Here is a 12,481-nt window from a genome sequence, read left to right on the forward strand (position 1 = left end):
GATACAGCCCCGTGTCGTTTGAGAATTTCGCTACGAGAGATGGCCATGGCCCAAGACATTCACGCTCACCGGATCCTGATCCTCGACTTCGGCTCCCAGTACACCCAGCTGATCGCCCGCCGCGTGCGCGAGATCGGCGTGTACTGCGAGATCCATCCGTTCGACATGAGCGACGACGAGGTTCGCGCCTTCGCCCCGCGCGGCATCATCCTGGCCGGCGGCCCGGAGTCGGTGCACGAAGCCAACAGCCCGCGTGCGCCGCAGGCGGTGTTCGACCTGAAGGTGCCGCTGTTCGGCATCTGCTACGGCATGCAGACCATGGCCGAGCAGATGGGCGGCAAAGTGCTGGGTTCGGACCTGCGCGAATTCGGCTACGCCCGTGTCGACGTGGTCGGTAAGGCGCGCCTGCTGGACGGCATCGAAGACCACGTGGACGGCGACGGCGTGTTCGGCCTCGACGTCTGGATGAGCCACGGCGACAAGGTCACCGAGATTCCGGCGGGCTTCCACATCCTCGCCAGCACCCCGAGCTGCCCGATCGCCGCCATGGCTGACGATGCCCGCGGCTACTACGGCGTGCAGTTCCACCCGGAAGTGACCCACACCAAGCAGGGCGGTCGCATCCTCTCCCGCTTCGTGCTGGACATCTGCGGCTGCGAAGCCCTCTGGACCCCGTCCAACATCGTCAACGACGCCATCGCCACCGTGCGCGCCCAGGTGGGCAACTCCAAGGTGCTGCTGGGCCTGTCCGGCGGCGTGGATTCCTCCGTGGTCGCGGCCCTGCTGCACAAGGCCATCGGCGACCAGCTGACCTGCGTCTTCGTCGACAACGGCCTGCTGCGCCTGCACGAGGGCGACCAGGTGATGGCCATGTTCGCCGAGAACATGGGCGTCAAGGTGATTCGCGCCAACGCCGAAGAGCTGTTCCTCGGCCGCCTGGCTGGCGTCAGCGACCCGGAGCAGAAGCGCAAGATCATCGGCAAGACCTTCATCGAGGTCTTCGACGACGAAGCCACCAAGCTGCAGGACGTGAAGTTCCTGGCCCAGGGCACCATCTACCCCGACGTGATCGAGTCGGCCGGCGCCAAGACCGGCAAGGCCCACGTGATCAAGTCGCACCACAACGTCGGCGGTCTGCCCGAAGACATGCAGTTCGAACTGGTCGAGCCGCTGCGCGAGCTGTTCAAGGACGAAGTCCGCAAGATCGGCCTGGAACTGGGCCTGCCCTACGACATGGTCTACCGCCACCCGTTCCCGGGCCCGGGCCTGGGCGTGCGCATCCTCGGCGAGGTGAAGAAGGAGTACGCCGACCTGCTGCGTCGCGCGGACCACATCTTCATCGAAGAGCTGCGCAACTTCGACTGGTACCACAAGACCAGCCAGGCCTTCGTGGTGTTCCAGCCGGTGAAGTCCGTCGGCGTGGTCGGCGATGGCCGTCGCTACGCCTGGGTCGTGGCCCTGCGCGCCGTGGAAACCATCGACTTCATGACTGCTCGCTGGGCGCACCTGCCGTACGAGCTGCTGGAGAAGGTCTCGAACCGCATCATCAACGAGATCGAAGGCATCTCCCGCGTCACCTACGACGTGTCGAGCAAGCCGCCGGCCACCATCGAGTGGGAATGATCGAGGGGATTTAACATCCTCTTAACGAAGAAGGCGGCATGCTCGCCGCCTTCTTTGCAGGTGAGGGCGGGCGATGCCCGTCCTTGACCTGAGGCATGAGCGGCGCCGCCGTCCTCGTGCAGAGTCACCTCCGTGCAGCCGGCCGCAAGAGCCTGGCGCCGGGCGCGAAACGCGCCAACCTCCGTGAAAGCCGATGGGGTCGCAAGTCCCTTGAGTCCCTTGTTCGAGGATCTGGACCCATGTCGTTTACCCGTAGACAAGTACTCGGCGGCATCGCCGGCCTGGCCGTGCTCGGCCTGGGCGCCGGTGGCGCGCGCCTCTGGCTGGCGCGCCCGGAAGTGGCCGCCGAACATGATTACGAGCTGATCGCCGCTCCCCTGGACCTGGAGCTGGTGCCTGGCCACAAGACTCCTGGCCTGGGCTATGGCGGCCAGGCTCCCGGCGTGGAAATCCGCGCGCGCCAGGGCGACTGGCTGCGGGTGCGCTTCACCAACAAGCTGGACGAGCCCACCACCATTCACTGGCACGGCATCCGCCTGCCCATCGAGATGGACGGCGTGCCCTACATCTCGCAACCGCCGGTGCAGCCGGGCGAGAGCTTCGTTTACCAATTCAAGACGCCGGATGCCGGCAGCTACTGGTACCACCCGCACCTGATGAGCAGCGAGCAGCTGGGCCGTGGCCTGGTCGGGCCGCTGATCATCGACGAGCGCGAGCCGAGCGAGTTCAGCAGCGAGAAGATCCTCTGCCTGAAAACCTGGCACGTGGACGAGGAGGGCAATTTCACCGCCTTCAGCGTGCCCCGCGAGGCCGCGCGCGAAGGCACCCGCGGGCGCCTGTCGACCATCAACGGCGAACGCGCGCCGGTGATCGAGCTGCCGGCCGGCGAGATCGTCCGGGTGCGTCTGCTCAACGTCGACAACACCGTGACCTACCGCCTCAACCTGCCGGACGCCGAGGCGAAGATCTACGCCATCGATGGCCACCCGGTGGCGCCGCGCGACTTCGGCAAGGGCCCCAACGACCAATACTGGATCGGCCCCGGCATGCGCCTGGAGCTGGGCATCCGTGGCCCGGCGGAAGGCACCGAGCTGTCGCTGCGCAATGGCCCGGTGCGCCTGGCGACCATTCGTGGCGTGGCCAACTCCAAGGCCCCGACCGCCCGGTGGCCGGCTGCGCTGCCGCATAACCCGGTGGCCGAGCCGGACCTGAAGAACGCCGAGACCATCAACTTCAAGTTCGAATGGGTCGGCGCCATGTCCGACTATTCCAAGGGCCAGTCGGCCCCCTCGCTGTGGCAGATCAACGGCGTGGCCTGGCAGGGTGGCGAGGAGCACAAGCACAACGCGCCTCCGCTGGCCAAACTCAAGGAAGGCAACAGCTACATCTTCGTGCTGCGCAACATGACGCAGTACCAGCACCCGATCCACCTGCACGGCATGACGTTCAAGGTGCTGGACTCCGATCGTCGGGAGATCATTCCGTATTTCACCGATACCTACCTGCTGGGCAAGAATGAGACGGCACGCGTGGCGCTGGTGGCGGATAACCCCGGCCTGTGGATGTTCCACTGCCACGTGATCGATCACATGGAGACCGGCTTGATGGGAACCATCGCAGTGGGTGAGGCATGGTGCGGCTGACCAACAGCAAGGGGCACCCGACGGTGAAGGGGCTGGTGCCGGTCATCGACCGCAGCCTGGACATCCCCTTCATGCGCGAGGCCCTGTCGCTGGCCGAGCAGGGCGCGGCGCTGGGCGAAGTGCCGGTGGGCGCCGTGCTGGTGCTGGACGGCCAGGTCATCGGCCGTGGTTTCAACCGGCCGATCACCTCCCACGATCCCAGTGCCCACGCGGAGATGGTCGCCATCCGCGAAGCCGCCGCCGCGGCGCAGAACTACCGCCTGCCTGGCAGCACCCTCTACGTCACCCTCGAACCCTGCAGCATGTGCGCCGGCCTGCTGGTGCATTCGCGCATCCAGCGTGTGGTGTTCGGCGCCACGGAGCCGAAATCCGGCGTGGTGGTCAGCCGGGGCAACTTCTTCGAACAGGACTTCCTCAACCACCGGGTGCTGGTGGAGGGCGGAGTGCTGGGGGAGGAGTGCAGCGCGATGCTTTCTGCCTTCTTCAAGGCGCGGCGCAAGGGCTGAGCATTTTCCCGTTGTGATACTGGGCGTCTTGATGGGGGTGCTGCGTCGCTTCGGTGTGCGCGCGGGCCTCTGGTTTCGCCCCCTCGGGCGAGTTACTTTTCCAAACGCCGAAAAGTAACCAAAAGGCTTGCCCCGGACATCCGGTTTTTCGCTTAGGCGAAAAATTCCCTCGTGGAAGCGAAGTTTCAGGGGCCCGCGCTGACGGGCCATCCCTGGCCCGACAGCGCTCTCGCGACATCCATGTCGCTCAACCCCTGAAACTCCGCTTCCACTCGGCCTCCTGAACGGGGCATTCGGAGCGCCTGGATATTTCTCTGGAAGTCTTTAAAAACCAAGGCTGGAAACGGTCGGGATTGGGGCCTTTCGTAGGAGCGAGCTTGCTCGCGAACGGCGCAGCGCCAGGCCTATCGCGGACGAAGTCCGCTCCTACAAGGGGATCACCGATTTCGATCCGCGCTGGGCCTCAGAGCTTCTGGTCGCGCTCGTCGTCGTCATCGGGCTTGGTCTTGTTCACGCCCGGCAGGTGCAGGCCGCTTTCGGCGAGCTGGCCGCCTTCCATCTGCGGCTGGGTCACCCAGGTGAGGATGTCGTAGTAGCGGCGCACGTTCTGCACGAAGTGCACGGTCTCGCCGCCGCGCGCGTAGCCGTAGCGCGTCTTGCGGTAGTACTGCTTCTGCGCCAGGCGCGGCAGCATCTTCTTTACGTCGAGCCACTTGTTCGGGTTCAGGCCTTCCTGCTCGGCCATCTTGCGCGCGTCGTCCAGGTGCGCGCCGCCGATGTTGTAGGCGGCCAGGGCGAACCACATGCGGTCCGGGTCCTTGATGCTGTCGGGCAACTCGTCCTTGATCTGCACGTAATACTTGCTGCCACCCTGGATGCTCTGCTTCGGGTCCAGGCGGTTGGCCACGCCCATGGCCTGGGCGGTGCGGTTGGTCAGCATCATCAGGCCACGCACGCCGGTCTTGGAGGTCGCGTCGGGCTGCCACATGGATTCCTGGTAGCCGATGGCGGCCAGCAGGCGCCAGTCTGCCTCGAGCTTGGTGCCGCTCTGACGGAAATGCTGCTCGTACTTGGGCAGACGCTGCTGCAGGTGCTGGGCGAAGGTGTAGGCACCGACGTAGCCCAGTACATCCACGTGGCCGTAGTAACGGTCCTTCAGGCGTTGCAGCAGGCCGTCCTGCTTGGCCTTGTCGAGGAAGGCGTTGACCTTCTCCAGCAGGCTGTTGTCGTCTCCCGCCGGCAGCGCCCAGGCCAGGCCCTTGGCATCGCCCAGATCGAAGGCGACGCGCACGTTGGGGAAGTACACCTGGTTCATCGCCAGTTCGTTGGAATCGACCAGGGTCAGGTCGATTTCGCCCACGTCCACCATGCGCAGCAGGTCGACCATCTCGTCGGCGTCGGACTCGCGGTATTCCAGCGCGGGGAATTGCTTCTTCAGCTCCGCCAGTTGCGAGGCGTGGCTGCTGCCTTTCAGCACGACGATGCGCTTGCCGACCAGGTCTTCGGGGCGGGTAGGGCGCTGGGCGCCGTTGCGGTAGACGACCTGCGGGGTGACGTCGAGGTAGGAGTGCGAGTAGCGCACCTGGGCATCGCGATCGCCGCCCGGCGTCAGGCCGGCAGCGGCCAGGTTCGGGCCGCCATCGCGGCCGATGCGGTCGTAGAGGTCGTCGATGTTGTCGGCGGTTTCGATCTGCAGCTGTACGCCCAGGCTGTCAGCAAAGCGCTTGGCCAGCTCGTACTCGAAGCCGGTATCGCCGTTGCGGTCCTGGAAGTAGGTGGCCGGACTGTTGCGGGTGATCACGCGCAGCACGCCGTCCTTCTGCACGCGCTCGAGGGCCGTGGGGGCTTTCGCCTCGCTACAGCCACAAAGCAGCAGAAAGATACAGGTCGCCAAGATCCAGGCGGTGCAGCGCACACGGGACACAGTCAGGGCAAGCATCAGGGCAGTATACGCAAAGGCCGCTTGGCGCCATATCTCGACAGGTCGAAGCTTCTCTGCTAGTTGCCGTGCCGTTCGTCGGCATTTTTCGCGCTGAAGGCCGGCGGGCCGGGCTTTTTCCTAGGCCGCTCGAAGGCCTTCGAAGATGAATGGCGATTTCCGCCGGAGCAGCGGCAAGGAAGGCACTTGAAAGGTGCCGCCAGCCAGCGCTTTACGGTAGAATGCACGGCCTCTGTGGGCCGGCCCGTCCGGCCCCACACACTTCCCCGTCTCCAGAGGCTGTTCCGACAATGCTGATCCTGCGCGGTGCTCCCGCCCTTTCCGCTTTCCGCCACGGCAAACTGCTCGACCTGCTGACCCAGCATGTGCCCGCCGTCACCGGGCTGTATGCCGAGTTTGCGCACTTCGCCGAGGTCACCGGAGCCCTCAACGCCGAGGAAGAACAAGTCCTGGCGCGCCTGCTGAAATACGGCCCCAGCGTCCCGGTGCAGGAACCCGCCGGCCGCCTGTTCCTGGTGGTCCCGCGCTTCGGCACCATCTCGCCCTGGTCGAGCAAGGCCTCGGACATCGCCCGCAACTGCGGCCTGGCGAAGATCGAGCGCCTCGAGCGCGGCATCGCCTACTACGTCACCGGCGAACTGAGCGAGGCCGACGCGCAAGCCGTCGCCGCCCGCCTGCACGACCGCATGACCCAGCTGGTGCTGAACCAGCTCGAAGACGCTTCCGCGCTGTTCAGCCACGCCCAGCCCAAGCCGCTGACCGTGGTGGACATCCTCTCCGGCGGCCGCGCCGCGCTGGAGAAGGCCAACCTCGAGCTGGGCCTGGCCCTGGCCGAAGACGAGATCGACTACCTGGTGAAGAGCTTCGTCGAGCTGGGCCGCAACCCGCACGACGTCGAGCTGATGATGTTCGCCCAGGCCAACTCCGAACACTGCCGCCACAAGATCTTCAACGCCAGTTGGGACATCGACGGCCAGGCTCAGGACAAGAGCCTGTTCGGCATGATCAAGAATACCTATGAAATGCACCGCGAGGGCGTGCTGTCCGCTTACAAGGACAACGCCGCGGTCATGAAAGGCTACGTCGCCGGCCGCTTCTACCCGAACGCCGAGACCCGCCAGTACGGCGCCAGCGAAGAGCCGGTGCACATCCTGATGAAGGTGGAGACGCACAACCACCCGACCGCCATCGCCCCTTTCCCCGGCGCCTCCACCGGCTCCGGCGGCGAGATCCGCGACGAAGGCGCGACCGGCCGTGGCGCCAAGCCCAAGGCCGGCCTGGTCGGCTTCACCGTGTCCAACCTGAACATCCCCGGTTTCGAGCAGCCCTGGGAAGTGCCCTACGGCAAGCCCGAACGCATCGTCACCCCGCTGGACATCATGATCGAAGGCCCGCTGGGCGGCGCCGCGTTCAACAACGAATTCGGCCGCCCGAACCTGGCCGGCTACTTCCGTACCTTCGAGCAGGCCATCGCCACCCCGCGTGGTGAGGAAGTCCGCGGTTACCACAAGCCGATCATGATCGCCGGCGGCATGGGCAACATCCGCGAAGACCACGTGCAGAAGGGCGAGATCTCGGTCGGCGCCAAGCTCATCGTGCTCGGCGGCCCGGCCATGCTGATCGGTCTGGGCGGCGGCGCTGCGTCCTCCATGGCCACCGGCGCGTCCGCCGCGGACCTGGACTTCGCCTCGGTGCAGCGCGAGAACCCGGAAATGGAACGTCGTTGCCAGGAGGTCATCGACCGCTGCTGGCAGATGGGCGACAAGAACCCCATCAAGTTCATCCACGACGTGGGCGCGGGCGGCATTTCCAACGCCCTGCCGGAACTGATCAACGACGGTGGCCGTGGCGGCCGCTTCGAACTGCGCAACGTGCCCAACGACGAGCCGGGCATGAGCCCGCTGGAAATCTGGTGCAACGAGTCGCAGGAACGCTACGTGATGTCGGTCGACGCTGCCGACTTCGAAACCTTCAAGGCGATCTGCGAGCGCGAGCGCTGCCCGTTCGCCGTGGTCGGCGAAGCCACCGAAGAGAAGCAGCTCACCGTCGCCGACAGCCACTTCGGCAATAAGCCGGTGGACATGCCGCTCGAAGTGCTGCTGGGCAAGCCGCCGCGCATGCACCGCTCGGTCACCCGCGAAGCCGAACTGGGCGATGACTTCGCCGCGGCCGGCCTGGACCTGACCGAGTCCACCGAGCGCGTGCTGCGCCACCCGGCCGTCGCCAGCAAGAACTTCCTGATCACCATCGGCGACCGCACCATCACCGGCCTGGTGGCCCGCGACCAGTTGGTCGGCCCGTGGCAGGTACCGGTGGCCGACTGCGCCGTCACCGCCACCAGCTTCGACGTCTACACCGGTGAAGCCATGGCCATGGGCGAGCGCACCCCGCTGGCCCTGATTGACGCCCCGGCCTCCGGCCGCATGGCGATCGGCGAGACCATCACCAACCTGGCCGCCGCCAGCATCGACAAGATCTCCGAGATCAAGCTCTCCGCCAACTGGATGGCCGCCGCCGGCCACCCGGGCGAGGACGCGCGCCTGTACGACACCGTCAAGGCGGTCGGCATGGAGCTGTGCCCGGCGCTGGGCATCACCATCCCGGTGGGCAAGGACTCCATGTCCATGAAGACCCGCTGGCAGGATGGCGACGCCGAGAAGAGCGTCACCTCGCCGATGTCGCTGATCATCTCCGGCTTCGCCCCGGTCAACGACATCCGCAAGACCCTGACCCCGCAGCTGCGCCTGGACAAGGGCGAAACCGACCTGATCGTCATCGACCTGGGCCGTGGCAAGAACCGCATGGGCGGCTCCATTCTCGCCCAGGTCAACGGCCAGATCGGCCGCGCCGCGCCGGATGTCGACGATGCCGAGGACCTGAAAGCCTTCTTCGCCGTGATCCAGGGCCTGAACGCCGACGGCCACCTGCTGGCCTACCACGACCGTTCCGACGGCGGCCTGATGGCCACCGTGGTGGAAATGGCCTTCGCCGGCCATTGCGGCCTGGACCTGAACCTCGACGCCCTGGCCGACAGCCGTGACGACCTGACCGCCGCCCTGTTCAACGAAGAACTCGGCGCGGTGATCCAGGTGCGCAGCGGCGCGACGCCGGAAGTGCTCGCCCAGTTCAGCGCTGCCGGCCTGGAAGACTGCGTCGCCGTCATCGGCCAGCCGGCCAATGGCGCCGATATCGAGCTGTCGTTCGGCGGCGAGCGCGTCTTCAGCGCCCAGCGCCGCAACCTGCAGCGCATCTGGAGCGAGACCAGCTACCGCATCCAGCGCATGCGCGACAACGCCGACTGTGCCGATCAGGAGTTCGATGGCCTGCTGGCAGAAGACAACCCCGGCCTGTCGGTGAAACTGAGCTTCGACGTCAACGACAACATCGCCGCGCCCTACATCAAGAAAGGCGTGCGCCCGCAGATCGCCATCCTGCGCGAGCAGGGCGTCAACGGTCAGGTGGAAATGGCCGCGGCCTTCGACCGCGCCGGCTTCGCCGCCGTCGACGTGCACATGAGCGACATCCTCTCCGGTCGCATCAGCCTGGAGCAGTTCAAGGGCCTGGTGGCCTGCGGCGGCTTCTCCTACGGCGACGTACTGGGCGCCGGCGAGGGCTGGGCCAAGTCGATTCTGTTCAACGCCCGTGCCCGGGATGGCTTCCAGGCCTTCTTCGAGCGCAAGGACAGCTTCGCCCTGGGCGTGTGCAACGGTTGCCAGATGATGTCCAACCTGCACGAGCTGATCCCCGGCACTGAATTCTGGCCGCACTTTGTGCGCAACCGCTCTGAGCAGTTCGAAGCGCGCGTGGCGATGGTCCAGGTGCAGGAGTCGCAGTCGATCTTTCTGCAGGGCATGGCTGGTTCGCGCCTGCCGATCGCCATCGCCCACGGCGAAGGCCATGCGGAGTTCGAAAGCGAGGAAGCGCTGCTGGAAGCCGACCTGTCCGGCACCGTGGCCCTGCGCTTCGTCGACAACCTGGGCAAGGTCACCGAGAGCTACCCGGCCAACCCGAACGGCTCGCCGCGCGGCATCACCGGCCTTACCAGCCGCGACGGCCGCGTGACCATCATGATGCCGCACCCGGAACGCGTGTTCCGCGCCGTGCAGAACTCCTGGCGTCCGGACGAGTGGGAAGAGGACGGCGGCTGGATGCGCATGTTCCGCAACGCCCGCGTCTGGGTCGGCTGAGTTTGGCCTGAGGCGACACGAAAAAGGGGGAAAGCCAAGCTTTCCCCTTTTTCTTTGTCTGACTTTCGGAAAGGAGGCGCTTTGGCGGGCGAGGAGGTTCTTCCAGAGGTTCGCCCAGTCCAGCCCGGGCAGGTGCTGCGCCTGTGTCGTTGTGGGCGATGCGCGAGGTTGCCGGATGCCGACGCGGGGTGTGTCGATGCGCTGGAGCTGACGGTCAGTCGCGAGCGGCATCTGTTGTTGTGCCGCTGCGGGCGTTCGGCAACGCTGCCGTATTGCGACGGTTCCCACGCGCCAGGTGCGCCTGGGCTGAAGGAACGCTGGCGCCGCTTCAGGGGACGGTGAGGTCGAAGTCCGTCACAGAATTCAGACAAAGTCCTTCACCAGCGAACAAGCCCGGCACCCGACGGTCGAACCTGCACGATGACCAGCAAGTCATAAGAGGCAAAGTGCCACTATTTGTGGCAGCATTTGTCACCCGTGTCGCGCTTTGCCACGGCTGTGTCCCTGTTTCGATCGGAGTCTCCGATGTACAAACTGTGTTTCTACGTTCCGGAAAGTCATCTGGAACCGGTCAAGAAGGCGGTGTTCGCCGCCGGTGCAGGACGCATCGGTGCCTACGACAGCTGTTGCTGGCAGGCGCTCGGACAGGGACAGTTTCGCCCGTTGCAGGGCAGCAATCCGTTCATCGGCCAGGCCGGCAGCGTCGAGCAGGTCGCCGAGTGGAAGGTGGAGATGGTGGTGGCCGACGAGTTGATCCATGACTCGGTGAAGGCCCTCAAGCAGGCGCATCCCTACGAAACGCCGGCCTTCGAGGTCTGGCGACTTTCGGACATGGTGTTCTGATCACTACGAAAAAGGCGCCCGCAGGCGCCTTTTTTCTTGCCCGGCCAATCAGTCGGGTAGCGCGCCGAGGGATTGCCCCAACGCGCCGGCGCGGGGCCCCACCAGCAGGTGATAGACGCCCTCGGCCACCTGGCTGACACCCTGGCAGCCCAGTTCGGTGAGTTGCTTCTGCTGCAACTGCTGGCCGTTCTTCAGCGCCACCCGCAGGCGGGTCAACGCGACGCTTTCCAGGCTGAGCAGGTTGTCCCGCCCGCCCAGGGCCTGCAGCCACTGGCCGGCTTCCTGCGAGGAGACTCGCTCGGCCGGTGGCTCAGCCGGGGCCTCGCTGGCGGATTGGGCGGCATGCTCCTGCAGGATGCCGGCGGGCAGCGCGCGGCGGATTTCGTCAGCGATGCTGTCGGCTTCCGGACCGACCACGACCTGCAGGCTGCCCGCTTTGCCAGGACGCACCACGGCCATTGCGCCCAGCGCCTTGAGCTGTGCGTCGGACGCTTTATTGCGGTCCAGCAGTTTCAGGCGCAGGCGGGTGGTGCAGGCATCCACGACTTCCAGGTTGGCGGCGCCGCCGAGGGCCTTGATGAAGGCGGGCGCGCGCTGCTCGGAGGAATGGGGAGCCGCTTCGGCGTCGGTGTTTTCGCTGCTTTCCTCCCGGCCAGGCGTTTTCAGGCGGAAACGGCGGATGCAGAAGTCGAACACGAAGTAGTAGGTGAGGGCGTAGCACAGTCCCAGTGGCCAGATCATCCAGCCGTTGGTGGACTTGCCCCAGCCCAGGGCCAGGTCGATGGCGCCGCCGGAGAAGGTGAAGCCCAGGCGGATATTCAGCAGGTCGGTGATGGCCATCGACAGACCCGTCAGCAGTGCGTGCAGCGCATAGAGCAGCGGGGCGAGGAACATGAAGGCGAACTCCACCGGCTCGGTGACACCGGTGAGGAAGGCGGTGAGCGCCATCGACAGCAGCAGCCCGCCAACCAGCTTGCGGCGTTCCGGCAGGGCGTTGCGGTACATGGCCAGGCAGGCCGCGGGCAGGCCGAACATCATCACCGGGAACATGCCGGCCATGAACTGGCCGCCTTTCGGGTCGCCGGCAAAGTAGCGGGCGAGGTCGCCGGTGACCTGGCGACCGGTTTCCGGATCGGGGAAGGCGCCGAAGACGAACCACATCAGGTTGTTGAGGATGTGGTGCAGGCCGGTGACGATCAGCAGGCGGTTGAGCACGCCGAAGGCGAAGGCGCCGAAGCTGCCGCTGCCCACCAGCAGGTTGCCGAGGTCGTCGATGACCCCCTGCACCGGCGGCCACACCAGCCCGAACAGCACGCCCAGGCCCAGGGTGGCGAGGCCGGTGATGATGGGCACGAAGCGGCGGCCGCCGAAGAAGGCGAGGTACTGCGGCAGCGCGATGTCCTTGAAGCGGTTGTACAGCGTGCCGGCCACCAGGCCGCTGACGATGCCCGACAGCACGCCCATGTTGATGTGCGGGTCGATGGCGTTGAGCGTCGACATCATCACCAGGTAGCCCACGGCCCCGGCCAGGCCGGCGGTACCGTTGTTGTCGCGGGCGAAACCGACGGAAATGCCGATGGCGAAGATCAGCGCCAAGTTGGCGAAGATGGCGTTGCCGGCATCGTGGATCAGCAGGATGTTCAGCAGGTCCTTGTCGCCCAGGCGCAGCAGCAGCCCGGCAATCGGCAGGATGGCGATCGGCAGCATCAGGGCGCGGCCCAGGCGCTGCAGCGTCTCGAT

8 protein-coding genes are annotated in these 12,481 nt (G+C 66.0%); 6 read left to right on the forward strand and 2 right to left on the reverse strand.

The window, feature by feature from the left end:
• Positions 1-45: 45 nt before the first annotated feature.
• The 3 genes from guaA to tadA all read left to right on the forward strand — a co-directional run bounded on the left by guaA (position 46) and on the right by tadA (position 3,772).
• Positions 46-1,623, forward strand: coding sequence for a glutamine-hydrolyzing GMP synthase (guaA, locus tag ACNFIA_RS22535; RefSeq protein ID WP_259756897.1), 1,578 nt, complete (start codon positions 46-48; stop codon positions 1,621-1,623).
• Positions 1,624-1,862: 239 nt separating this feature from the next.
• The gene (locus tag ACNFIA_RS22540) at positions 1,863-3,266 is read left to right on the forward strand and encodes a multicopper oxidase family protein (RefSeq protein WP_416788810.1); all 1,404 of its coding nucleotides are present in this window, start codon (positions 1,863-1,865) and stop codon (positions 3,264-3,266) included.
• Complete coding sequence (gene tadA / locus ACNFIA_RS22545) at positions 3,254-3,772, forward strand: tRNA adenosine(34) deaminase TadA (RefSeq protein WP_416788813.1); 519 nt, start codon at positions 3,254-3,256, stop codon at positions 3,770-3,772. Before ACNFIA_RS22540 ends, tadA begins: the two co-directional genes overlap by 13 nt.
• Positions 3,773-4,235: 463 nt before the next feature.
• On the opposite strand, the gene mltF is transcribed toward tadA, so the two are convergent.
• The gene (mltF, locus tag ACNFIA_RS22550) at positions 4,236-5,711 is read right to left on the reverse strand and encodes a membrane-bound lytic murein transglycosylase MltF (RefSeq protein ID WP_416788817.1); all 1,476 of its coding nucleotides are present in this window, start codon (positions 5,709-5,711) and stop codon (positions 4,236-4,238) included.
• A 290-nt stretch (positions 5,712-6,001) separates the two neighbouring features.
• Here mltF and purL point away from each other — a divergent pair, with 290 nt between their 5' ends.
• The 3 genes from purL (at position 6,002) to ACNFIA_RS22565 (ending at position 10,741) form a co-directional block, all read left to right on the forward strand.
• Complete coding sequence (gene purL / locus ACNFIA_RS22555; protein WP_416788819.1) at positions 6,002-9,898, forward strand: phosphoribosylformylglycinamidine synthase; 3,897 nt, start codon at positions 6,002-6,004, stop codon at positions 9,896-9,898.
• Between the two features lie 132 nt (positions 9,899-10,030).
• Entirely contained in the window at positions 10,031-10,240 is a 210-nt protein-coding gene (locus ACNFIA_RS22560) for a CDGSH iron-sulfur domain-containing protein (protein WP_416789076.1), read from the forward strand.
• Positions 10,241-10,423: 183 nt separating this feature from the next.
• Positions 10,424-10,741, forward strand: coding sequence for a YqfO family protein (locus tag ACNFIA_RS22565; RefSeq protein ID WP_017522254.1), 318 nt, complete (start codon positions 10,424-10,426; stop codon positions 10,739-10,741).
• 48 nt (positions 10,742-10,789) lie between these two features.
• Here ACNFIA_RS22565 and nagE read toward each other — a convergent pair whose 3' ends face one another.
• Positions 10,790-12,448 carry an N-acetylglucosamine-specific PTS transporter subunit IIBC gene (gene nagE, locus ACNFIA_RS22570; RefSeq protein ID WP_416789078.1) on the reverse strand — a complete coding sequence of 553 codons (1,659 nt, stop codon included), beginning with the start codon at positions 12,446-12,448 and terminating at the stop codon, positions 10,790-10,792.
• Positions 12,449-12,481 lie beyond the last annotated feature (33 nt).

Source organism: Pseudomonas sp. NY15437 (assembly GCF_048068435.1).
Taxonomy (GTDB): Bacteria; Pseudomonadota; Gammaproteobacteria; order Pseudomonadales; family Pseudomonadaceae; genus Pseudomonas; species Pseudomonas nitroreducens_B.

Bases quoted from the DNA above. Each gene is read 5' to 3' on its own strand.
- mltF (WP_416788817.1), bottom strand. From the start codon at position 5,711: ATGCTTGCCCTGACTGTGTCCCGTGTGCGCTGCACCGCCTGGATCTTG.
- tadA (WP_416788813.1), top strand. From the start codon at position 3,254: ATGGTGCGGCTGACCAACAGCAAGGGGCACCCGACGGTGAAGGGGCTG.
- purL (WP_416788819.1), top strand. From the start codon at position 6,002: ATGCTGATCCTGCGCGGTGCTCCCGCCCTTTCCGCTTTCCGCCACGGC.
- nagE (WP_416789078.1), bottom strand. From the start codon at position 12,448: ATGCTGCCGATCGCCATCCTGCCGATTGCCGGGCTGCTGCTGCGCCTG.
- ACNFIA_RS22565 (WP_017522254.1), top strand. From the start codon at position 10,424: ATGTACAAACTGTGTTTCTACGTTCCGGAAAGTCATCTGGAACCGGTC.
- ACNFIA_RS22540 (WP_416788810.1), top strand. From the start codon at position 1,863: ATGTCGTTTACCCGTAGACAAGTACTCGGCGGCATCGCCGGCCTGGCC.
- guaA (WP_259756897.1), top strand. From the start codon at position 46: ATGGCCCAAGACATTCACGCTCACCGGATCCTGATCCTCGACTTCGGC.